The organism is Stappia sp. WLB 29 (assembly GCF_023507705.1).
Lineage (GTDB): Bacteria > Pseudomonadota > Alphaproteobacteria > Rhizobiales > Stappiaceae > Stappia.
This window is the reverse complement of record NZ_JALBGD010000005.1, coordinates 36,801-59,577: the sequence shown is the minus strand read 5'-3', so window position 1 is coordinate 59,577 and position 22,777 is coordinate 36,801. Positions and strand designations below refer to the sequence as shown.

Annotated in this window: 19 protein-coding genes; 10 read left to right on the top strand and 9 right to left on the bottom strand. The window is 67.1% G+C overall.

What is annotated here, in order from left to right; genetic code table 11:
• Positions 1 to 135 precede the first annotated feature (135 nt).
• Both MNI96_RS11350 and MNI96_RS11345 read left to right on the top strand, forming a co-directional pair.
• Positions 136 to 1,653, top strand: coding sequence for a M16 family metallopeptidase (locus tag MNI96_RS11350; protein ID WP_349629157.1), 1,518 nt, complete (start codon positions 136 to 138; stop codon positions 1,651 to 1,653).
• Complete coding sequence (locus MNI96_RS11345) at positions 1,650 to 3,026, top strand: M16 family metallopeptidase (RefSeq protein ID WP_249693160.1); 1,377 nt, start codon at positions 1,650 to 1,652, stop codon at positions 3,024 to 3,026. Before MNI96_RS11350 ends, MNI96_RS11345 begins: the two co-directional genes overlap by 4 nt.
• 99 nt (positions 3,027 to 3,125) lie before the next feature.
• Here MNI96_RS11345 and MNI96_RS11340 read toward each other — a convergent pair whose 3' ends face one another.
• On the bottom strand, positions 3,126 to 4,658 hold the full coding sequence (locus MNI96_RS11340; protein ID WP_249693159.1) for an EAL domain-containing protein: 1,533 nt from the start codon (positions 4,656 to 4,658) through the stop codon (positions 3,126 to 3,128).
• A 236-nt stretch (positions 4,659 to 4,894) separates the two neighbouring features.
• Between MNI96_RS11340 and MNI96_RS11335 the strand changes: the two genes are divergently transcribed.
• Positions 4,895 to 5,098 carry a heavy-metal-associated domain-containing protein gene (locus tag MNI96_RS11335; protein WP_249693157.1) on the top strand — a complete coding sequence of 68 codons (204 nt, stop codon included), beginning with the start codon at positions 4,895 to 4,897 and terminating at the stop codon, positions 5,096 to 5,098.
• 6 nt (positions 5,099 to 5,104) lie between these two features.
• On the opposite strand, the gene MNI96_RS11330 is transcribed toward MNI96_RS11335, so the two are convergent.
• The 3 genes from MNI96_RS11330 to MNI96_RS11320 are packed head-to-tail and all read right to left on the bottom strand — an operon-like array spanning position 5,105 to position 8,089.
• Positions 5,105 to 5,830 carry an ABC transporter ATP-binding protein gene (locus MNI96_RS11330; RefSeq protein WP_249693155.1) on the bottom strand — a complete coding sequence of 242 codons (726 nt, stop codon included), beginning with the start codon at positions 5,828 to 5,830 and terminating at the stop codon, positions 5,105 to 5,107.
• On the bottom strand, positions 5,827 to 7,065 hold the full coding sequence (locus tag MNI96_RS11325; protein ID WP_249693153.1) for an ABC transporter permease: 1,239 nt from the start codon (positions 7,063 to 7,065) through the stop codon (positions 5,827 to 5,829). The genes MNI96_RS11330 and MNI96_RS11325 overlap by 4 nt, the downstream gene beginning before the upstream one ends.
• 4 nt (positions 7,066 to 7,069) lie before the next feature.
• Complete coding sequence (locus MNI96_RS11320; RefSeq protein ID WP_249693151.1) at positions 7,070 to 8,089, bottom strand: efflux RND transporter periplasmic adaptor subunit; 1,020 nt, start codon at positions 8,087 to 8,089, stop codon at positions 7,070 to 7,072.
• A gap of 301 nt (positions 8,090 to 8,390) precedes the next feature.
• Between MNI96_RS11320 and MNI96_RS11315 the strand changes: the two genes are divergently transcribed.
• A complete protein-coding gene (locus MNI96_RS11315) occupies positions 8,391 to 9,854 on the top strand; it encodes a sigma-54 dependent transcriptional regulator (RefSeq protein ID WP_249693149.1) in 1,464 nt (487 codons plus the stop codon).
• A 205-nt stretch (positions 9,855 to 10,059) separates the two neighbouring features.
• Positions 10,060 to 10,554 carry a hypothetical protein gene (locus tag MNI96_RS11310; protein WP_249693147.1) on the top strand — a complete coding sequence of 165 codons (495 nt, stop codon included), beginning with the start codon at positions 10,060 to 10,062 and terminating at the stop codon, positions 10,552 to 10,554.
• Between the two features lie 28 nt (positions 10,555 to 10,582).
• Here the strand turns inward: MNI96_RS11310 and MNI96_RS11305 are convergent, their stop codons facing one another.
• Positions 10,583 to 12,211, bottom strand: coding sequence for a TadE/TadG family type IV pilus assembly protein (locus tag MNI96_RS11305; protein WP_249693146.1), 1,629 nt, complete (start codon positions 12,209 to 12,211; stop codon positions 10,583 to 10,585).
• A gap of 298 nt (positions 12,212 to 12,509) precedes the next feature.
• On the opposite strand from MNI96_RS11305, the gene groES reads away from it, so the two are divergent.
• The 3 genes from groES to MNI96_RS11290 all read left to right on the top strand — a co-directional run bounded on the left by groES (position 12,510) and on the right by MNI96_RS11290 (position 15,308).
• A complete protein-coding gene (gene groES / locus MNI96_RS11300) occupies positions 12,510 to 12,797 on the top strand; it encodes a co-chaperone GroES (protein ID WP_249693144.1) in 288 nt (95 codons plus the stop codon).
• 104 nt (positions 12,798 to 12,901) lie between these two features.
• Positions 12,902 to 14,539 carry a chaperonin GroEL gene (gene groL, locus MNI96_RS11295; RefSeq protein ID WP_249693142.1) on the top strand — a complete coding sequence of 546 codons (1,638 nt, stop codon included), beginning with the start codon at positions 12,902 to 12,904 and terminating at the stop codon, positions 14,537 to 14,539.
• A 556-nt stretch (positions 14,540 to 15,095) separates the two neighbouring features.
• The gene (locus MNI96_RS11290) at positions 15,096 to 15,308 is read left to right on the top strand and encodes a SlyX family protein (RefSeq protein ID WP_249693141.1); all 213 of its coding nucleotides are present in this window, start codon (positions 15,096 to 15,098) and stop codon (positions 15,306 to 15,308) included.
• A gap of 27 nt (positions 15,309 to 15,335) precedes the next feature.
• Here the strand turns inward: MNI96_RS11290 and hisG are convergent, their stop codons facing one another.
• The 4 genes from hisG to MNI96_RS11270 form a co-directional block, all read right to left on the bottom strand.
• Positions 15,336 to 16,334, bottom strand: coding sequence for an ATP phosphoribosyltransferase (gene hisG, locus MNI96_RS11285; protein WP_249693140.1), 999 nt, complete (start codon positions 16,332 to 16,334; stop codon positions 15,336 to 15,338).
• Positions 16,335 to 16,345: 11 nt separating this feature from the next.
• Positions 16,346 to 17,473, bottom strand: coding sequence for an ATP phosphoribosyltransferase regulatory subunit (locus MNI96_RS11280; RefSeq protein WP_249693135.1), 1,128 nt, complete (start codon positions 17,471 to 17,473; stop codon positions 16,346 to 16,348).
• Positions 17,470 to 19,062, bottom strand: coding sequence for a histidine--tRNA ligase (gene hisS, locus MNI96_RS11275; RefSeq protein WP_249693133.1), 1,593 nt, complete (start codon positions 19,060 to 19,062; stop codon positions 17,470 to 17,472). The genes MNI96_RS11280 and hisS overlap by 4 nt, the downstream gene beginning before the upstream one ends.
• A gap of 202 nt (positions 19,063 to 19,264) precedes the next feature.
• Positions 19,265 to 19,699 (bottom strand): nuclear transport factor 2 family protein, encoded by a 435-nt coding sequence (locus MNI96_RS11270; protein ID WP_249693131.1) that lies wholly within the window; start codon positions 19,697 to 19,699, stop codon positions 19,265 to 19,267.
• 261 nt (positions 19,700 to 19,960) lie between these two features.
• On the opposite strand from MNI96_RS11270, the gene MNI96_RS11265 reads away from it, so the two are divergent.
• The gene (locus MNI96_RS11265) at positions 19,961 to 21,112 is read left to right on the top strand and encodes a glycosyltransferase family 2 protein (RefSeq protein WP_249693668.1); all 1,152 of its coding nucleotides are present in this window, start codon (positions 19,961 to 19,963) and stop codon (positions 21,110 to 21,112) included.
• A 39-nt stretch (positions 21,113 to 21,151) separates the two neighbouring features.
• Complete coding sequence (locus tag MNI96_RS11260) at positions 21,152 to 22,699, top strand: glycosyltransferase family 39 protein (protein WP_249693129.1); 1,548 nt, start codon at positions 21,152 to 21,154, stop codon at positions 22,697 to 22,699.
• Positions 22,700 to 22,777: the final 78 nt, after the last annotated feature.

Below are 22,777 nucleotides of genomic sequence, written 5' to 3'. Positions count from 1 at the left end.
TTGTTGTCGCCGCACGCGCATGCGCTATCTCTGCCCCCGTCGCCTTTGGCGGACCTTACGAAAAGTTCACGGGTCCTTTGCGGCCGGCCTGCCTATAAGTGATCGGCAGGGAGAAACCTTTCCGGAGATCGAACCTTGTCGCCTCTCTCAGGACAAACCCGCCATATCCTGCAAGACACCCGGCTGGCACGCCGCCTGCTGCGCGGCGTCTCGCTGTGCGCCGGTACGCTTGCCGTGGCCGTCATGCTTGCCTCGGCCCCGCTTGTCGGCGCGAGGGCCGAGGCCACGCAGGCCGCCGATGCCGCCGCCTTCGCCGATATCCGCATCGGCGGAGACATGAGCGCCTTCACCCTCGACAACGGGCTGGAAGTGGTGGTGATCCCCGACCGCCGCGCGCCGGTGGTCACCCACATGGTCTGGTACAAGGTTGGTGCCGCCGACGAGCCGGAGGGCATGTCAGGCATCGCCCATTTCCTCGAGCACCTGATGTTCAAGGGCACCAAGGCATATCCGGGCAACACGTTCTCCCGGCGCATTGCCGAGATCGGCGGCCAGGAGAACGCCTTCACCTCGCAGGACTACACCGCCTATTTCCAGCGCGTGGCCCGCGAGCATCTCGGCGAGATGATGGAGATGGAAGCCGACCGCATGCAGAATCTCGTGCTTAGCGACGAGGTCGTTCTGCCGGAGCGCGACGTCGTGCTGGAAGAGCGCCGCCAACGCGTCGACAGCGATCCCGGCTCCATGCTGAGCGAGACGCTGGACAGCATGCTGTTCATCAACCACCCCTACGGCACACCGGTGATCGGCTGGCCGGACGAGATCTCGGCGCTCGACCGCCAGGACGCCATCGCCTTCTACGACCGCTTCTACACACCGAACAACGCCATCCTGGTCGTTGCCGGCGACGTGACCGCCGACGAAGTGCGCAAGCTTGCCGAGGAGACCTACGGCAAGGTGCCGCGGCGCGCCGAGCCGGGCGCACGCGAGCGCGCCAAGGCGCAGGTCCTACCCGGCTCGCGCGAGGTCTCCTATTCGGATCCGCGCGTCAACCAGCCGAACATGCGCAAGGCCTGGGTCGTGCCGAGCTACAACACCGCCGATGACAATGAGGCTGCCGCGCTGCAGCTCCTGTCGGAAGTGCTCGGCGGCGGCAGCACGAGCCGCCTTTACCGCGAGCTGGTGATCGACCGGGGCGTCGCCTCCGCGGCCGGCAGCTGGTACAATTCCGGCGCGCTCGACGACAGCACTTTCATGATCTACGCGGTACCGACGGACGGCACCGGTCTTGAGGATCTGGGCAAAGCCTCGCTCGACGTGCTGCAGCGCGTGGCGAGCGAAGGCATCACCGCCGAAGAGCTGGAACGGGCGAAGAGGAGTCTCCTGTCCTCCGCGCTCTATGCCCAGGACAGCCAGTCGACGCTGGCGCGGATCTTCGGTGCCTCGCTGACCACCGGCGGCACCATCGAGGAAATCCGCAAGTGGCCCTCGACCATCGCCGCCATCACGGCCGAGGACGTGAAGGCGGCCGCTGCCGCGCATCTGGCCTCCCTGCCCGTGACCGCCTATCTGCGCGGGCCCCAGCAGGCTGCAGCCGCACCCGCCGACAGCACCCCTCAGGAGCCGGCAGCCGCGCAGGAGGTGCAGCAATGAGCCGCCGTCTAGCCGCCGCTCCCGCATCTTCGCACGGAACCTCGCCCTTGACCCTGCTTACCGCCCTCGGCCGCGGGCTTGTCGCCTTCGCCCTCGTCGTCTCCGCCGTTGCCGCCACCCCGCGCCCGCTCGCTGCGATGGAGATCCAGGAGATCACCACGCCCGGCGGGCTGACCGCCTGGCTGGTGGAAGACGACACGGTGCCGATCGTCGCCATCAAGTTCGCCTTCGAAGGCGGCGCCTCGCAGGACCCCCAGGGGCAGGAGGGGCTCGCCAACCTGCTCTCCTCCACCCTCGACGAAGGAGCGGGCGAGCTGGATTCGCAAGCCTTCCAGACCCGTCTGGAGGACCTGTCGGTGCGCATTGGCTTCGATGCCGGGCGCGACAATTTCTACGGCTCGATGCGCACGCTGACGCCGAATGTCGACGACGCATTCGAACTGCTGCGTCTTGCGGTCTCTTCCCCGCGTTTCGACGAGGAGCCCGTGGCACGGATGAAGCGGCAGATCATTGCCGGCCTGCGCAGCGAAGCCAAGGATCCGGACGCGATCGCCGGCCGCCGCTGGGCCGAACTCGCCTATCCGGATCACACATACGGCCGGGCGGCGCGCGGCACGGAGGAGAGCGTTGCCGCGCTTTCGCCGCAGGACCTGAGGCAGCTGCATGGCAACATCTTCGCCCGCAAGGGGCTGAAGATCGCCGTCGTCGGCGCCATCGACGCCGAGCGTCTGGCGCCGCTGCTCGACAGCGTCTTCGGCGCGCTGCCGGAGACCGGCACGCTGACCCAGGTGCCTGATGTCACCATGGCGACCGGCAAGATGGAGCATGTGGCGCTCGACGTGCCACAGACCGCCATCCGTATCGGCCTGCCGGGCCTGAAACGCGACGACCCGGACTTCATCCCAGCCTTCGTGATGAACCACATCCTGGGCGGCGGCGTGTTTTCGTCCTGGCTGTTCGAGGAAGTGCGCGAGAAGCGCGGCCTTGCCTATTCCGTCGGCTCCTATCTGGTGCCCTACCAGCACGCCGGCATGTGGATGGCCGTGACCGGAACCCGCTCCGACCGCGCCGACGAATCCATCGAGGTGATCCGCGCGCAGATGGCGCGGATGGCCGACAAGGGACCGAGCGCGGAGGAATTGGCCAAGGCCAAGGCCTATCTCACCGGTTCCTATGCGCTGCGCTTCGACACTTCGGACAAGATCGCCGACCAGTTGCTGGGCCTGCAGGTCGAAGGGCTCGGCCGCGACTACATCGACGAGCGCAACACCTTGATCGAGGCGGTGACGCTGGAGCAGGTGCGCGCCGTCGCCGCCCGCATGCTCAAGGGCTTCGACCCGCTGGTGGTCACGGTCGGCCCTGAGAAGAGCTGAGACAGCAGTCTCGTCCTCTTTTGCAAGACTTGAAAAGGCCCCGCCGGATCGGTTCCGGCGGGGCCTTTTCTTTTTTGACGGAGCGAAAAGAGAGCCGTCCTACTCGGCGGCGCGGCGCAAGCCGCGTTGCGGCGGGCGCGCCTGCAGCACTTCCGGACGCACCGGGCGCGGCGGCGAGAACAGATAGCCCTGGCCGATGCGGGCGTCGTAGTCGAGCACCTCCAGCACCTGGGCCTCGGTCTCCACATGGTCGACGATCAGTTCCATCGCATAGCGGCGCAGCAGGTCGCCGAGATCGGCCGGGTGAATGTGGCTGGCCGGCATGTGCTCGTTGCCGATCAGCCGGCTGGCATGCAGCTTCAGGTAGCGGAAGCCGCGATCCGACAGAACCTTGAAGTCCATCTTCAGGTCGCGGACCCGGTCCATGGAGAAGCGGTAGCCGAGCTCGTGCAGCGCGGCGAGGCTCTCCAGCTCCAGCGCGCCCATTTCGTTGACGTCGCTCTGGGTGAACTCGAACGTAAGGAGGCCCGAAAAGCCCTCGTTGGCGCGCAGGAAATCGAGGAAGCCGGGGAAGAAACGCTCGTCCACAAGAGTCTGGATCGACAGGTTGACGAAGAGACCGGAGCGGCGGTTCCGGCTCGACAGCCGGCGCAGCACCTGGATGGCGCGGAACAGCATCAGGTTGTCGATGGCCGGCATCATGCGGGCACGCGTCGCCTCGGCGATGAAGTCGACCGGCTCGAGATAGTTGTTTTGCGCATCGCGAATCCGGGTCAGCGCCTCGTAATCGCGGACCTGGCGCTGCGGCAGCGTCACGATGGGCTGCAGGAACAGATCGACCCGGTTGTTGTCGAGCGCGTCCTGGATGACCCGGCGCAGCTCGGGATCGGGCCTTGCGTCTTCCCGCGCGCGTGCCATGGCCGGCGAACGCTGGCTCTCCTGGGCGCGGCTGCCGAGCGGCCCCTCGCCGGGCGCGGGACCGCGCACCGCCGGGGCATCGCCGCCGTGCTGCGGCTGCGCATAGCCGTGCGGTGCCTGGGCCGGGCCTGTCTGTCCATGGCCTGCCTGGCCATGACCGTAGGCGGGGATGCGATCGGGAGCCTGAGCCGCATAGGCCGCGCCCGACTGTGCCGCATGCCCGGCGCCGGTCGGCTGGCTGTAGCCGAGCGCGCGCGGCTCCTCGTAGGCGGCGAAGCGCTCCTGCGGCGGAGGCGGCGCGATCTGGCGCGCGTCCTGCTGGTCGATGCGGTCTTCCATGCCGGCCATGGCCTCGGCCATCTGCTTGATGAGGCTGCCCAGCACCTCCACCTCGGCGAAGAGCGGATCGATCTCCTCGCGGGTGCGGCGCGGCAGATTGCTCTCCATGCCGGTCAGCCGGCCCTCGATGTTGCTGACGTCCTCATCGACCTCGAGCACGCGCTCCTCGAGCGCCGCGACCTTCTCGGCCATGTCGCCGCGGTCGCGCTGGCGGGCAAAGACGAGATGAACGACGATCATGGTGCAAAGGAGCGACAGGCCAAGCGTCACCGCCTCGCCCACGGGGCGAGCGAACTGGAACATCATGATCGCAGCGACGGAGGCCGCGATCACCCCCATACAGAGGAAAATGAAAATGCTTGTCGCGCGTGCCATGCTCGTCCGGCCAAGTCCGTGCTTCCGCCGAAGCCGAATCAAACCTACCTCGAATAGCAACTGAATACGACGATTCTTCCGAGTCTCCAGCCCCAAGCCCCCGGAGGAGCGAGGAAAGTGTCGCTGCCAGGCAGCTTTCGGCCGGCAAACTCCCCCTTGACCTTCCCCTTACTGGAAACCCCATTCTTCCGGGGAATGACAGTCACGTCCGCCATCGGCGGCAGGAAGGAAAGCGGATGACCATGATCGAAGTGAAGATCGACGGCATGACCTGCAACGGCTGCGTCGCCTCGGTGAAGAAGGCGCTCGCGGCTGCGGACCCGGCAGCCAGCGCCGAGATCGACCTAGCCAGCGGCACGGCCCGCATCGAGACGCTACTGCCCCGCGAGCGGATCGTGGAGACGATCGAGGCGGCGGGCTACGACGTCGTCGCCGGCTGAGCCTCCTCACGGGTCGGCAAGCATCCCGTCCACTAGGTGCAGCCGGCGGTCCATGCGTGCCGCCATGTCGAGATCGTGAGTGACGGCGATGACCGTCTTGCCGTGGTCGTCGACCAGCGCCCGCAGGATGTCGAAGACCTGGTCCGACGAGCGGCTGTCGAGGCTGCCGGTCGGCTCGTCGGCCAGGATCGCAGGCGGCTCGTTGGCCAGTGCGCGCGCCACCGCCACCCGCTGGCGCTGGCCGCCGGACAGTTGGTCCGGCCGCTTGTCCAGATGATCGCCGAGGCCGAGATCGGCCAGCAGCCCCCTTGCCCGCTCGCGCATCTCGCGCGCGGGCAGCCGGCCGAGTTTGCGCATGGGGATCATCACGTTGTCGGTGACTGAGAATTCCGGCAGCAGGAAATGGAACTGGAAGACGAAGCCCAGCGTCGACAGGCGGGTCGCCGCCCGCCGGCGTTCGGACAGGAGATGCGTCGGCTCGCCCTCGATCAGCACTTCGCCCTCGGTCGGGCTGTCGAGCAGGCCCAGCAGATAGAGCAGCGACGACTTGCCCGAGCCGGACGGCCCGGTGATCGCCACGAACTCGCCGGCGCGGATCGTCAGGTCGATCTCGCGCACCAAGGTCACCGGCACGGTGCCGGGCAGTATGCGGGTCAGGCGCCGCGCCTCGATCAAAGGCGGGGCACCCGCTCCGGCGACGGCGTCGGCAGCCTCTTCCGCGATAGCGCTCACGATGCCCCCCGGATGATCTCGACCGGATTGAGCTTGGCGGCGCGCCGCGCCGGCAGGTAGCCGGCGATACCGGCCGACAGCAACGCGAAACCGCTGGCGATCAGATAGTGCAGCGGGCTGTAAGTCAGCGGCAGCGAGGTCATCTCGACATTCGTCCGCACCTCGAAGGTCACCGAATCGAGCCCCAGCGTGATCAGGTAGCCGAGCACCGAGCCGAGCACGGAGCCGGCGGCGCCGATCACCAACCCCTCGATCAGGAAGATGCGCCGGATGTCGCCTTGCCCGAAGCCGAGCGACTTGAGGATGGCGATATCGCGGGCCTTTTCGTGGACGATGGTCGAGACGATGGTGAAGATGCCGAAGCCGGCGACCAGCAGGATGGCGCCGACCACCGTGTACATGATGACGTTGCGCACCACGAGCACCTCCATCAGGCTCTCGTTCGCCTCCTGCCAGGAGGTGGAGCGGTAGCCGGTCATACGCTCGATACGCGCGGCGACGGCGCGCGCCGCGTTGATGTCGTCCAGCTTCACCGAAATCCGATTTACGACATCGGGCCGGGCGAAGAGCACTTGCGCCGTCTTCAGCATCGCATAGGCCGTGGCGTCGTCCGCCTGGGTGACGCCCGTGTGGTACAGCCCGACGATCTTCAGCCGCCGCACCGCCTCGGCGGACGTGGACACCGCGATCGTATCGCCCAGCCGTGCACCGAGCTTTTCCGCCACCCCGTCGCCGACGACGATGCCGTTGAGATTGGCGGCAAGCTCCTCGAAAGAGCCGGCGCGCATGTCGTCGCCGATGTTCGAAACCCTGAGATAGCCGGCCGGATCGATACCCGTCAGCGACACGGCCACATCGCGCCCTCCGTAGCGCAGCACCGCCTGGCCCGCCAGCGTCATGGTCATCCTGCCCGGCAGCCAGCTGTCCAGCATCGCCCGCAGCCTTGCCGGATTGCGCAGGCCGCGCGTGTCGTCGTCGGGGCGCGCGCCGATCACGTTGACCGCATCGAAGAAGCGCGCGGCCGGCGGCGGGGCGGGATCGCGCGCCTCGTCGCTCACCTCCACGTGCGGCATCGCATCGACCAGCGTGGCGATGAAATCTTCCTGCGATCCCTGCATCAGGGCCGCCATGGCGATGGAGAACCCGACACCGAGCATCACGCCCAGCACCGACACGATGCTTTGGCGGAGACGTCCCCTCACATGGGTGAGGGCGATGGACAGGATGAGGGGCACAGTCTCAGTCTCCGCTCGCAGCGGCTGCGGGTGTTGCCGCCATGCCGGGAGCAAGCCCTTCTGCCCAGGGCGAGACGACGCGCTCGCCGATTTCCAGCCCCTCCAGCACCTCCACCTCCTCGATCCCCCGAATGCCGACGGAGATCCGCCGCGCCGTCAGCCGGCCATTCTCCTCCAGCACCAGAACCCGGTCCTCGTCGAGGGCGGCGAGCGGGATCAACATGGCGTTCTCGACCTCGCGCACGACGATGTTGACGTCGCTGGTCATGCCGATCATCAGCGGGGTTTCCTGCGGAAAGGCGAGATAGACCCGATAGGTCTTGAGCACCGGGTCGCCCTTGGGGGTGATCCGCTCGACCCTGGCCTCGAAGCTGCTGTCGGGAAAGGCGTCGGCGCGCACAACTGCCGTCTGGCCGCGGCGCACCAGCGGGATGTCCTCCTCGTTGACGTCGGCAACGATCTGCAGGGGCCGGTCCTGCCCGACCCAGAAGAGCACGGCACCGGGCTCGGCCACCTCGCCGACCTCGCCGTCTCGGCGCAGAACCTGGCCGTCCATCGGCGCGCGCAGCTCGTAGTCGCCGAGCCTCGCCGCCTGCGCAGCGACCAGAGCGACATTGCGGGAGTGGTCGTTCTCGGCCTTTTCGAAGGCCTGCTGCGAGACGACGCGGCGCTCCAGCAGCCCTGCGGCCCGCTCGAGCTCCTGTTCCGACAGGCGGGCACGGGCCTCCAGCTCTGCAAGCGTCGCACGGGCCGCCGTGGAATCGAGCCGGCCGATCACCTGCCCCGCCTCCACGGTCTCGCCCTCGCAACTGCACAGCTCGACGATGCGTTCCCGCAGCACGCTGGTGACCTTCGCCCAGCGCACCGGCTCGACCACGCCGGTGGCGTAGACCACGTCGGCCGCCCGTCCCATATGCGGCGTGACGACGATGACCGGCACCGGCCGGTCCCGCCACCATACGAAGCCGCCCCAGGCGGCGGCAACGGCTGCCAGGATCGCAAACAGGATCACGATACGTTTCATGCGGCTGGTCCTTGCCGGCGCCTTGCAGTCTGTGACCGCATCCCGGCGACCCTATCACCCGCATCGGGCTCGACCTATCCGCAGAAATTCGTGGGTCCATCCGCCGCGGCACGCCCGCTCGGCTGTGGATCGCGGCCGGCCGGCTGCGCCACCTGTTTCACAGGCCGGCTTCGGAAACAGTTTGTTTACCATGTCCGATCAGAATCTGACGGCAAATCAAATCGATGCCGCCGGTGGGCGGAAGCAAGAAGGGGGTCGCCAAAGCATGGAGTCCATGCACGGCGCTGCGGGGAAAATTCGGTTGGCCGTTCTCGACGGAGACGGAACGACCCGCGAGCTAGCCGGTTCGATCGCTCGGGCGATGGATCATCCCTGCGCGACGCCGGTCGCCTATCACAGTTTCGAGCCGTTCTACGCCGCGAGCACCCAGGTGCGCCCGGACGTCATGATCGTCGACCTCGAAACCCTCGGCCAGGACGGACACCTGTCCCGCCTCGCTGCGGCGCAGCCGCAGGCGATGCTGATGGCGATCAGCCCGAGGGAATCGCTGAGCCGCAGCCTGGCGGCAATGGAAGCCGGCGCGCATGATGTGATCAGCCTGCCGATCGATCCCGTCGCAGTGGCCGAGCGCATCGACCGTTTCCTGATCCAGAATACCCGCACGCCGCGCGGCGAAGGCCAGCGCCGGCAGGCAGCGCAAGGGGCAGGCGAGCCCCGCGATCTGACCGCGACCCGCGAACCCTTCCGTTTCGAGAGCTTTGTCGGCGGCTCGGCCCGCATGCGCGAGGTCTACGACCAGATCCGCCGCATCGCGCCCTCCTCCGCTCCGGTCTTCATTACCGGCGAATCCGGCAGCGGCAAAGAACTGGCGGCCGCCGCCATCCATGCCCGCTCGCCCCGGGCCGAGGCCCCCTTCATTGCCATCAACTGCGCCGCCATTCCCGGCGAGTTGATGGAAAGCGAGATCTTCGGCCACGTGCGTGGCGCCTTTACCGGCGCCTCGGAGAATCGGGCTGGCGCTGCTGAAGCGGCCGACGGAGGCACGCTGTTCCTCGACGAGATCGGCGAGATGGACCTCGCCCTGCAATCGAAGCTCCTGCGCTTCGTGCAGACCGGCACGGTGCAGCGCGTCGGCGATACCCGGCCGCGGCCCGTCGATGTACGGATCCTGTGCGCCACCAACCGCGACCCGCATGCGGAAATCGCTGCGGGGCGCTTCCGCGAGGACCTGTTCTACCGGCTGCACGTGTTGCCGATCCGCCTGCCGGCGCTGCGCGACCGCCGCGAGGATATCCTGCCGCTCGCCCAGGCCTTCCTGACCCGTTATGCACGCGAGGAGGGCCGCGCCTTTGCCGGCGTCGCCCCTTGCGCCGGCGAGAAGCTGCTGACCTACGACTGGCCGGGCAATGTCCGCCAGCTGGAAAATGCGGTCCGCCAGGCAGTGGTGCTGCATGAGGGCGATGCGCTGACAGCGCAGATGCTGCCGGCCTTCCTGCTCGGCGAGGGCGGTATTTCGCTCCGTCACGAGCCGGTGCGCGGTTCGCTCGCACCCTTCGGCGCTCGCCGCCGCGGCGGGGAGATCGAGCCCTTGTGGGCGCAGGAAAAGCGGATCATCGAGGACGCGCTCGACGCCTTCGACGGCAACATCGCCAAGGCGGCGGCAGCGCTGGAAATCAGCCCCTCGACGATCTATCGCAAACGCCAGTCGTGGAGCGACCGGATCGAGGGCGGCGACAGCGCGCTGTTCACCGGTTTTGCCGGATAATCTTGTTGTTTTCCGCGCCCCGTTCTATACGGTGCGCCGCAAAATGCGCATTGCGGGGCTTCAACAGGGCGGGGCTTGGATGATCAGGGGCAAGTCGGGTCGCTTCGGCACTTTTGTCGGGCAGGCACTAGCTGTCGGTTTCGGGGCGCGCGGGGCGCGTCCCGCCTCCTTGGCAAGGGCTCTGTCGCTTGCTGCAGGTCTTGCAGTGCTTCCCGCAGGGGCCTTTGCGCAGCAGGCTTCGCTCCCCGAGGGTCTTTCCAGCGCCTATCAAGCGCTGGATGCCGCCTGGCAGCAGGCTCCCCTCTCCTTCGCCGCCCTTGCCTTCACCGACGGACCTTCGACCGGCTACGGCCGCTACACCCCGCGGGCAGACGCGGTCTTTGCCGCCGGCGACACGCTGACCGTCTATGCCGAGCCGGTCGGCTTCGGCCATGAAGCGACGGCCGAGGGGTACGGCGTACGGCTGACAGCCGGATTCGAACTGCTGAACACGTCCGGCCAGGTGCTGGCCGAGCAGACCGGATTTGCCGACCTGCGCGCCGACAGTCGCAATCGCTTGCGCGAGTTTCATGCAACGCTCAGCTTCGCCTTCGAAGGACTGCGGCCCGGCGACTACCGGCTGGTGACGACGCTCACCGACACGGTGAGCGGAAAGACGGCCTCCGGCGAGCTTCCCTTCACGATCCGCGCCTCGGACTGACGGCAGCAAACGGGGCGGCGTTGCCTCCTCACATCTGCAGCCGCAGCTTGGTGATTTCCTCGGCAATGCGCTCGAACGCATCGACCAGCGCGCTGTTGGACTTCGCGTCGAAGGCCATGGCAGGGGTCGTCGCGCAGTTCTTCATCATGTTGATGGTGCTGCTGCTCGAGATCTGGAAGGCCACCGTATAGACTTGCACGCCGCCCTTCTTGGCGTTGGAACAGGTCTGCAGCAGTCGGTCGTCCATCTTGTCCTGAATTTCCCAGTAGGTGTCGACGCCGTTGCCCAGCCGCTCTTCTGTGCCGTAGCCATAGGCGTTGATGCGCGTCTTGTTGAACGAGTTCTGGCCTTGGTAGGTGTTCTCGCCATCGGTCATGACGATCATCACCCGCACGTGCTCTTCTTCCTCGTTCTTCTTCGGCTCGCGCCCCTTGGTGAACGGCTCGGAGGGCGACAAGACCCGCCATCCCCAGACCGCACCCTGGTGAATGTTGGTGTGGCCGTCCGCCTTCATCGTCTGGATGTCGCGCAGCACCTGCGACTTGTCGTTGGTCAGATCGGTGATCGGCTGGGTCTTGCACCAGTAGTTCGGCCCGTAGACGGTCGTGTTGCCGAGCGCCCGCGGCTGGTCCTTGTACTTGCACAGCCGCTTCTGGGCATATTCCCAGCGGTCCATTCCCGAAGAGCGGGCGGCCTTCTTCGAAGAGGTCCGGCAGGCGCCACGGTCGTCGTCCAGATAGTTGTTGTAGTAGCTGTCGCCCCATTTCTTGTTGGCGTTCGACGGCTCGTCGGGGGCGAATTGCGGCACGAAGAGCGTCGCCGGGTTGGAGCTCGACGCCGGCGTGTCGTCGACGTCGTAGGGCATCGGCCGCGCTTCGACGCAGCCCAGCCAATCCGTATGCTTGAGCTGTTTGAACAGGGTGAAGCGGCTCGGCTTGCCGTTGGTCAGATGCTTGCTGTCGAACTCCGCCGGGTCCGGCTTGCCGTTGGAGCGGGTCTCGAAATTCTTCCAGTGGATCGGCGAGGCGCCTTCCTGGTCCATCCAGGACGCGGTGGCCTTGTCGGCACCGACGTTGACGAAAGAGGTGAAGGGCACGAGGCCGATCTGCACCCGGTCCTTCCTGTCGCCGTCCTCGTTGATCTTGAACAGCGTCTCGGTGAGGTCCTTGGCGGCCTTCTTCAGCGTCGACATGCGGCTGCCGGCCATGGATCCGGAATTGTCGAGCACCATCACCACATCGAAGGTCGCCTTGCCGACCACCGTCTGCGACATGACGCGCACGTCGATCTGCGGCTTGTTCATGAGACTACCGAGCACGGTGTTGACCGGCTTGCCGGCAGTCACCGTCACCGTCCCCTTCACCACCGAGACGTCGAGTTCGACTTCGTTGATGTCGCCCGGATAGATCGCCTTGAAGTAGCCTTCGGCGTTGGCCTTGACCTTGTCCTCCGACAGGCCCTGGCTGTCGTAGTTGGCGGCAAGGGCGGTCGCATCCACGGCAGCCTGCAGGTCGACCTTGGCGTTGAAGGCCCGCGTGTAGTCGATCGCCGCGCCCGTCACCATGAGGCAGACGCCGGTGCAGATCGCGAGCGGCACGACGATGCTGCCGCGGCGGTCGGAGACGAAACGTCTGGCGAGGTGCTGGATCCTGATCATGGCAGCATCTTAGTCGTCAGCCCTTGCCAAACTCTTTTCGAAGATCGTTAACGGCTCGAAAACCTTAACTTTCCGATCAAACGGCACGACATGTCCGGGGGACCGACAGCATGGCTGCGGCGACGTGAAAAAAGCGTGTCAGCAGACCATTGACAGGTGCGGGAGAGGCGCCTACATCAAACGCGCTGTTAGCACTCTCATTCACAGAGTGCCAACGTGGTCGGCGATCCGGGCGACCCCGACGGAGGGGCGCCGGCGCGACAAGTACCACGCTGGCCCCAAAAGGAAAGAGCACGACATGAAGTTCCGTCCTCTGCATGATCGCGTTGTTGTGCGCCGCGTCGACTCCGAGGAGAAGACCGCCGGTGGCATCATCATTCCGGACACCGCCAAGGAAAAGCCGCAGGAAGGCGAAGTCGTCGCCGTCGGCCCGGGCGGCCGCAAGGAGAACGGCGAGCTGATCGCGCTGGACGTCAAGGCCGGTGATCGCGTGCTGTTCGGCAAGTGGTCCGGCACCGAGGTCAAGATCGATGGTCAGGACGTCCTGATCATGAAGGAAAGCGACATCATGGGCGTGGTCGGCTAAGCCGCACCGCGCTTTTCCCGTCCTTTTCGCGGTCGCCAGCCGCAGGCCTCCTTCAGGCCGCAGGCGCGATACCGCGATGACCCAAACCACATGGAGACCTGAAAATGGCTGCCAAAGACGTCAAGTTCTCTTCCGACGCCCGCGACCGCATGCTGCGCGGCGTGGACATCCTCGCCAACGCCGTCAAGGTGACGCTCGGCCCGAAGGGCCGCAACGTCGTCATCGACAAGGCCTTCGGCGCCCCGCGCATCACCAAGGACGGCGTCTCCGTCGCCAAGGAAATCGAGCTTGAGGACAAGTTCGAGAACATGGGCGCGCAGATGGTCCGCGAAGTCGCGTCGAAGACCAACGACATCGCCGGCGACGGCACGACCACCGCGACCGTCCTGGCCCAGGCCATCGTCCGTGAGGGCGTCAAGGCCGTTGCCGCCGGCATGAACCCGATGGACCTGAAGCGCGGCGTCGACCTCGCTGCCCAGACCGCCGTCAAGGACCTCGAGGCCCGCTCCAAGAAGATCTCCACCTCCGCCGAAGTGGCGCAGGTCGGCACGATCTCGGCCAACGGCGATACCCAGATCGGCGAGGACATCGCCAGCGCGATGCAGCGCGTCGGCAACGAGGGCGTGATCACCGTCGAAGAGGCCAAGTCGCTCGAGACCGAGCTTGAGGTCGTCGAGGGCATGCAGTTCGACCGCGGCTACCTGTCGCCCTACTTCGTGACCAACGCCGAGAAGATGGTCGCCGAGCTGGAGAAGCCGTACATCCTGCTGCACGAGAAGAAGCTCTCGAACCTGCAGGCCATGCTGCCGATCCTCGAGGCCGTCGTCCAGTCCAGCCGTCCGCTGCTGATCATCGCCGAAGACGTCGAGGGCGAGGCTCTCGCCACGCTCGTGGTCAACAAGCTGCGTGGTGGCCTGAAGATCGCCGCCGTCAAGGCTCCGGGCTTCGGTGACCGCCGCAAGGCCATGCTCGAGGACATCGCCGTCCTGACCGGCGGCACGGTGATCTCCGAGGATCTCGGCATCAAGCTCGAGAACGTCACGCTCGACATGCTCGGCACCGCCGAGAAGGTCTCCATCACCAAGGAGAACACCACCATCGTCGACGGCGCCGGCGACAAGGCCGACATCGAGGGCCGCGTTGCGCAGATCAAGGCGCAGATCGAGGAGACCACCTCCGACTACGACCGCGAGAAGCTGCAGGAGCGCCTTGCCAAGCTCGCCGGCGGCGTCGCGGTGATCCGCGTCGGCGGTGCGACCGAGGTCGAGGTGAAGGAGAAGAAGGACCGCGTCGACGACGCCCTCAACGCGACCCGTGCGGCCGTCGAGGAAGGTATCGTCCCGGGCGGCGGCGTTGCCCTGCTGCGTGCCAAGAAGGCCGTCGAGGCGCTGACCTCCGACAATCCGGACATCATGGCCGGCATCAAGATCGTCCTGCGCGCTCTTGAGGCTCCGATCCGCCAGATCGCCCAGAACGCGGGCGTCGAGGGTTCGATCGTGGTCGGCAAGATCCTGGAGAACAACGACGAGACGTTCGGCTTCAACGCCCAGACCGAGCAGTACGTCAACATGGTGGAGACCGGCATCATCGACCCGACCAAGGTCGTGCGCACGGCCCTCCAGGACGCGGCTTCGATCGCCGGCCTGCTGATCACCACCGAGGCCATGGTCGCCGAGCTTCCGAAGAAGGACGCTCCGGCTCCGGCCATGCCGGGCGGCGGCATGGGCGGCATGGACTTCTAAGAAGTCCATAAAGCCAGAAACAACGAATGGGCGGCCCTCGGGCCGCCCATTTCCGTTTATGGGGGCTGCATCCCACAGCCGTCATCAGCTCATGTCGGCGAGTTGGTCCCTCATTCCCGTCTTGAAGACGGCCCCGATCTTTCGCACGAGGGGAGTTAAAAGCACCTCGCCCGATTTTGCGTGCAAGGGGTATCCTCCCGGTTCCAGCGAAGCTGGAGACCGGGAACCAGTAACCACAGGAGATACGACTCAGGTCGCGGCGCCGGAGCTGCGGCGTGAGCGCCACAACCGCGCCCGGCGGATACTGGATGCCTGCCTGTCGCAGGCATGACAGCCGAGAAGGTGACGAATGCCTTCCCGCCTCACGCCGGCCGGGGTGTCAATGGGCACCGGGTCGCGGCTTCGCCTTGCCCGGCGTGACAGCCTGGGTGGGTGGCACCGCCTCACAACCTCACCCGCATGGACAGCCGCGCGGGCAAAGGGTATGGCGAGGCCGGAGAGCCGCCCGGAAAGGCCGGCGAGAGAGAACCGACGAGAAGACCTGAGGAAAAGTGCAATGGACCGCGAAACGCTAGCCCGCATCGAGCGGCTGGAAGAGCAGCTCGCCTTCCAGACGCGCACCGTCGAGGATCTGAACGAGGTGGTGACCCGCCAGGCCGACCAGATCGACGCGCTGAACCGCCGTCTGGCGGCGCTGGTCGAGCATGTCGAGGAACTGGAAGACGCGGCCGCCGGCAGCGTGCCGGTGACCAAGCCGCCGCACTACTGAGCAGCGGCGCGCGTTCCTCGTGTTGGATCAGCCGCCGACGCGGGCCGCGAGGGGCTCGTAGAGCGGGTTCTGCGTGCCGAAGACATAATCCAACGTGGTGATGCTGACATGCGGCGCGCCATGGTCGCGCAGCAGCGTCGCGCAGTCGGCGGCGCGATCCGCCGGGCAGTGCAGCAGCAGGGGCTGGCCGACCTGGGTGCCGAAGGGCGCAACCGCGCCGAACTGCTCGGCCGCCGTACGGGCCGTCAGTTCCGGCGCCTGCACCAGCGCGCGGATCTCGCGGTGCGAGCGGGCCCGCTCCTCCGCCGCGATCCGGTCGAGAATGACCCTTGCTGCGGCAAGCTGCTCTGGCGTCCACTCGGCCTTCAGCGAGGCGACGAGATGCGCCTGGCTCTTCAGGATGACGCCGTCGTCCAGCACCTTGAGATTGTTGGCCGTGAGCGTCGAGCCGGTGGTGGTGATGTCGACGACGAGCTCCGCCGTGCCCGCGGCCGGGGCGCCCTCGGTCGCGCCGGCGCTTTCGACGATGCGGTAGTCGGACAGGCCGTGCTGCGCGAAGAAGGCCCGCGTCAGCGCCACATACTTGGTGGCGACCCGCAGCCGCCCGCCGCTGCGGGCACGGAAATGCGAGGCGACGTCGACGAGATCGGCCATAGTCGACACGTCGATCCAGGCATCGGGCGCGGCCACGACCACATCGGCGAAGCCGAAGCCGAGCGGCGTCACCACATGCACCAGCTCCTCGGGCTGCGAGATCGTCTCGTGCACGAGATCGAGGCCGGTGACGCCCAGATGCGCCTGCCCGGTGCTGAGTTCGCGGGCGATCTCGGAGGCCGACAGGAAGGCGATCTCGACCTCGGAGGCGGCAAAGCGGCCGAGGCGGCCGCGATAATTGCGCGCCCCGCCCGGACGGCCGACCGGCAGGCCGGCGCGGGCGAAGAAGTCGTGGGTGTTGTCCTGCAGCCGTCCCTTGGAGGGCACCGCGATGATCAGCGGCTGGGCAGCGGTTTCCGGCGAATGGGTCATGACAATGCGCCTCAGATCCGGTCGAGCCAGATGGAAAAGCCGGTCGCCGGGATGTGGGTCTCGGCGCCGAGCAGGGCGAGCAGGCGGTCGTAGCGGCCACCGCCGACGATCTGGCCCGCATCCTTGCGCGAGGCCGAATGAATTTCGAAGACGAAGCCCGTGTAATAGTCGAGCCGGCGGCCGAAATCGGCGGAGAACTCGAGGTTCGCCACCTCGACGCCGGCCGCCTCCAGCGCGTCCAGCCGGGCGGTGAAGCCGGCAAGCGCCGAGGCCAGGTCCAGCCCGGAGCGGGCCGCAAAGGCTTCCAGCGCCGTCACCGCCTCGCGCGGACGCCCGCGGATCGACAGGAACGCGGAGAGCAACTCGGCCGCCCGGTCGGTGCCGCTGTCATGGGTGGCGAGCGCCGCCTGCTCCAGCAGCCGGCCGGCAATGTCGGCAGCGCTGCGGCCGGCAATCGGACGCAGGCCCGACAGCCGCAGCAGCTCGGCAACGGCCTGCTGCGCCGTCGCGGGGTCGACGCCGTCGAGCGCCCGCATCAAGGCGGGCGCCGGCATCGCACCGTCCGGCACGCCGCCGGTCATGGCGGCGATGGCCGCGTCCAGCCGGTCGCGCTCGCCGAACAGCTCGCCGAGACGGCGGTGCCACACGGGCGCAAGGTCCAGCCCGTCGAGCACGGCGCGGAACAGCGCCTCGTCACCGATCTGGATCGTCGCATCGTCGACGCCGAGCGTTGAAAGGCTCTCCAGCGCCAGCGCCAGAACATGCGCGTCGGCCTCGGCCTCGTCCGGCCGGCCGAAGCATTCGACGCCGGCCTGCATGAACTCGCCCGCGCCCTCGCGGCGCTGGCGGAACACCGGGCCGCAATAGGAGTAGCGCGCCGGGGTGGTCGCGCCGGGCCCGTCGAGATGGGCGCGGCAGACCGGGATGGTGTAGTCCGGACGCAGGCACAGCTCCTCGCCGGCCACATCGGACGTCAGGTACATGCGGCCGCGGATGTCTTCGCCGATCAGATCGAGAAACAGGCTGGTCGGCTGCAGGATCGCCGGCTCGACAGCGGGAAAGCCGGCGGTCTCGAACAGGGCGGTCAGGGCCGCGTAGCGCGCGGCCTGCGGCCCGGCGGGGGTCTTGGCGGGGCTCACTGGGAGGCCCCCGCTTCGCCGTCCTGCCGCGCGCGGTCCTCGGCCTGCTCGGCCAGCATCCGCCGCACGGTGGCGACGATGTCGGCCTCGGGGCAGCTGACCTGCGCCGGGCGGCTCTCGCGCCAGGTCACATTGTCCTCGATCTCGCCGGCAAGGCGGGCGCCCTCGATCAGATCCTTGATCTGGACGGTGCCCTCGGCGCGCTCGTCGCCGCCCTGGATGATGGCGAGCGGGCAGCCGCGGCGGTCCGCATATTTCAGCTGGTTGCCGAACTTCTTCCAGTTGCCCTGGTACATCTCGGCGCGGATGCCGGCAGCGCGCAGCTCCTGCGTCATCTTCTGGTAGCGGGCAAGGCTCGCCGTATCGCCGTCCATCACGGTGACCAGTACAGGGGCCACGACCTCGTCGGCCTGAAGCTTCTTGAGATTCTTCAGCGCCGTCATCAGGCGCGAGACGCCGATGGAAAAGCCGGTCGCCGGCACGTCGCGACCGGTGAAGCGCTTGACCAGACCGTCATAGCGCCCGCCGCCGCCGACGGAGCCGAACTGCACGACCTCGCCCTTCTCATTGGTGACGTCGAACAGCAGCTCGGCCTCGTAGACCGGGCCGGTATAGTATTCGAGGCCGCGAACGACGGAGGGATCGATAGCTACCCGACCGTTGTCATAATCCGCCGCAGATACTAGCTCCGCTATTGTCTCAAGCTCGTCTACGCCCTCAGCTCCAGAGCTTTGCGGCAGAACATAATTTGAAAGCTCTCCTATAGCCGCAGAAACCAATTTCGGATTACCACTATAACCAGTATTGCGAGCATAGGTTTTCGCTAGTTGTGAAATCTTCAGAGATTGAATGACAAAAGCCACAATCCGCTCAATCTGCTCGTCGCTCAGCCCCGCGCCCTTGGTGAAGTCGCCGCTCTCGTCCTTCCGGCCCTCGCCCAGCAATTGCTCAACGCCCTCGATGCCGAACTTGTCGAGCTTGTCGATGGCGCGCAGCACGGTCAGCCGGCGCTCGGCATTCTCCTCGCCGCCCAGGCCGATGGCCTCCATCACGCCGTCGAGCACCTTGCGGTTGTTGACGCGGATGACATAGGACCCGCGCGGAATGCCGAGGGCCTCCATCGTGTCGGCCATCATCATGCACATCTCGGCATCCGCCTGGACGCCCGGCGCGCCGACGCTGTCGGCATCGAACTGCATGAACTGGCGGAAACGGCCCGGCCCCGGCTTCTCGTTGCGGAACACCCAGCCGGCGCGGTAGCTGCGGAACGGCAGCTGGATCTCGTTGATGTTCTCCGCCACGTGCCGGGCGAGCGGCGCGGTGAGATCGTAGCGCAGGCTCATCCACTGCTCGTCGTCGTCCTGCACCGAGAACACGCCGGCATTCGGCCGGTCGGTGTCGGGCAGGAACTTGCCGAGACAGTCGGTATATTCGAAGGCCGGCGTCTCGACCGGATCGAAGCCGTAGCGCTCGTAGACCTCGCGGATCTTCGCCAGCATCGCCTCGGTGGCGCGGATGTCGGCGGCCGAGCGGTCGACGAAGCCCCGCGGCAGGCGGGCCTTCAGCTTGGACGGTTTGTTCTTGGCCATCGGCGTATCGGAATCCATCGCGGGCGCGCATCTTTTTTGCTCATGGCTCAAAAGACGCGCGCGTTCTTGCAGTTGCCGGTTTCCTAGACGAAACGGACCGCGCGGGCAAGGACGCCGGGGGAACGGCACCCTTGCCCGCTGTCGTGCCTGCGGTGGTCTGCGTCCGAAGCCCGTCCGCGACGGGTGGGAGCCGACTGACGGATCACACGCCCTGAAGGCTCGCCACTATCGCGTGAGTGTCGTGGTAGAAAGGCGTCGCGTCGGCAACAAGCCCATCTCGGAACGTCAATGCCTCTGCAAAGGGCTGCTCGATAATCCGGCCGTTCGCTCTCACGGTCAGACGCAGAGTACACGTCATAAAGACCTTGTCGTTCTCACGGGCCGCCGTCATTCCGAGCACCTGCATGTCGCTCCAGGCGTCACTCATCAGGCGAAACAGCGCCTGCAACCCGTCGTATCCCTGCCAATCGCCGGCATAAGGAAGCGAGCGAGGCTCGCGCACCACCACATCAGGGTGAAATGCTTGCGCAAGAATACTCGCGTCCTTGTCTGTAGACGCCATGTAAGCCATTTCCACCTCGAACATCTTCGCCAGAAGTTGCATCGCAGTCTTGTCGTTGCTTGGTCGGGAATTCATCGGGAGGTCCTCTTTGCCGGTTTGGCCAAACAGCATTCAGTTCAATGCCGCTGTCGTGTCTGCGTATCGACCGCACTCGCTGCCCACGACCCGTTTCCAGACCACTTCCGAGATTGAAGCCCGGGGCGCGCCGGACGCTGCGGCGGATCGGCGCTTGCAATCGGGGGCGTTCCGACTATGGTCCCGCGCGGTTCCGCCTTGCAGGCCCTCGGGTCGCGGGCGATCAAGACAGACCGGATCCCCTTGATGTTCGGAGTTCCCATGCCGGGCGACGGCATTCAGCAGACGGGCGAGGCCGACGGCACGGCGCCGCTTGGCGCAGCACGGCTTTCGGTCGTGCTGCCGACCTATAACGAACGCGACAACCTGCCTGTCCTGATCGACCGGCTCGACGCCGCGCTCGCCGGCATCGCCTGGGAGGCGATCGTCGTCGACGACAACTCGCCCGACGGCACCGCAGACGTCGCCCGCGCCATCGCCGCGCGCGACCCGCGGGTGCGTGTCATCCGCCGTGTCGGACGGCGCGGCCTGTCGGGCGCCTGCGTCGAGGGCATGCTGGCCTCATCCGCCGACTATGTGGCGGTGATGGATGCCGACCTGCAGCACGACGAGACCCTGCTGCCGAAGATGCTGGCAGCCCTGTCCAACGGCGCGGCCGACCTTGCGGTGGCCAGCCGCCATGTGGAAGGCGGCGACGTCGGCACCGGCCTGTCCGGCGTGCGCGCCTCCGGCTCCGGCCTTGCCAACCGGCTGGCGCGGGTGCTGCTGAAGGTGACCCTGTCCGACCCGATGAGCGGCTTCTTCATGATCCGCCGCTCCGAGGTCGAGCGGCTGGCACCCGGACTCTCGTCGCAGGGCTTCAAGATCCTGCTCGACATCGTCGCCACCGCGCGCGGCTCCTTGCGCATCGTCGAGCTTCCCTTCGTCTTCCGAGAGCGCCTGCATGGCGAGAGCAAGCTCGACACGCTGGTGGCGCTCGACTTTCTGGGGCTCATCTTGTCCAAGCTCGTCGGAGACCTGGTCTCGATCCGCTTCCTGATGTTCATGCTGGTCGGCGCGTCCGGCGTCGTCGTCCACATGGCGGCGCTGTTTGCCATGATGGAGATCGGCGGCCTGTCCTTCCCGGTGGCGCAGACGGCGGCAACCTTCGTCGCCATGACCACCAATTTCTGGCTCAACAACCGCCTGACCTATCGCGACCGCCGTCTGCGCGGCTTCGCAGCCCTGCGCGGTCTCTTCACCTTCTACGTGGTGTGCAGCGTCGGTGTCGTCGCCAATGTCGGCGTCGCCTCGCTGGTCTACCAGGAGGATGCCGGGCGCATCCTGATCGGGCTTGCCGGCCTTGCCGGTGCGGTCATGGGCGCGGTGTGGAACTATGCCGCAAGCTCGGTGCTGACCTGGCGCAAGGCCTGAAGCCTCAGCAGGCCTTCGCGGCGCGACAAGGACGACGAGATGGCGGGACACGCACCCAAGAGCGAGGCGCTCGGACCAAGCAGCACGGAAGCGGAGGCCCTGCCCCTGTGGTTGCGCCCCCTGCCCCTCGCGCTGCTGGTCGCCGCCCTCGCCGTGCTGCGGCTGCTGGTCGCCGCCGATGCCGGCCTTGCCGAAGACGAGGCCTATTACAGGCTCTGGGGTCTTTCTCCCGCCGCCGGCTACTACGACCATCCGCCGATGGTCGCCTGGTTCGCCTTCCTCGGCCAGTCGCTGTTCGGCGACACCGCGCTCGGCCTGCGGTTCATGTCGGTGCTGTCGGCCGCCATCGGCTCGGCCGCGCTGTGGCGCACCGGGCAGTTGCTCTACGGTGCGCGCGTCGCCGGCCTTGCGGTGCTCTTTCTCAATGCCAGCCTGCTGATCGGCGTCGGCAGCCTGCTGGCAACGCCCGATGCGCCTTCCGTGCTGTTCTGGGGTCTTGCCATCTGGGCGCTGGCGGAGCTGACGGCGAGCGAGAACCCCTGGTGGTGGCTGGCGGTCGGCCTGTTCGCCGGACTGGGGCTCAACGCCAAGTATTCGGTGCTGTTTCTCGGCGCCGGCATCGTGCTCTATCTCGTCTTCGTGCCGCAGGCGCGCCGCTGGTGGGGCGCCTGGCAGCTCTGGGCCGGCGGGCTGCTCGCCGCCCTCCTGGTAGCTCCGGTCATCGGCTGGAACGCGGCGCACGAATGGGCGTCCTTCACCAAGCAGTTCGGCCGCGCCGTGCCGGAGGGCTGGAGCGCGCGCTACCTTCCGGAATTCCTGGGCGCGCTGGTCGGCCTTGCCAACCCGCTGGTCGCGGTGCTTGCCGGCATCGGCGTGGTGCGCATCGCCCGTGCCGCCCTGCGGGGCGAGGCGGCGGGCGGCCTGCTGCTGTGGACCAGCCTGCCCTTCCTCATTTACCTGCTGGCGCATTCGCTGCATTCGCGCGTGCAGGGCAACTGGCCGGCGCCGCTGTTTCCGGCCATCGCCCTTACCGCCGCGCTGGTCGCAGCAAACCCGCCGCTACGGCCGGGCCCAAGGTTCTGGCACCGGTTCTCCGCCGTTGCCGTGGCGCTCGGGCTTGCCGTGTCGGCGGTCGTCTACGTTCATGCGGTCGCGCCGCTGACCGGCGCCTTCGCGCGCAAGGATCCGACGCACCAGACCCGCGGCTGGGAGGAGATCGGCACGGCGCTGCAGGCACTTGCGCGCGAACAGGGCGCGGCATGGATCGCCACCAACGCCTACAGCCTCAACGCCCAGCTCTCCTGGCAGCTCGACAATGTGATGCCGGTGGAGCAGGTCGACCAGCGCATTCGCTACGCGATGCGGCCCGAGCCGGACGCCGGCACGCTGGCGCAGCCGGCGTTGTTCGTTGCCGAGGAGCGGCGCGATCCCGGCCTGGAGCGCCTCTCGGCCCGCTTTGCCGAGGTAGAGCGGGTTGCCGTGCTGACCCGCAGTTCGCGCGGCACGCCGATCGAGAACCTCGTCGTCTATCGGGTCGCCGAACCGCATGCGGGTGGACCTCTCGACCCGGTCTACCCGCTGCCGTAACCTCGCCAGGGCTCGGCCAGACAAATTCGGCAGAGAAAATTGACACTGGCGCCAACGCGCCGGTCCCTGCATAGAATT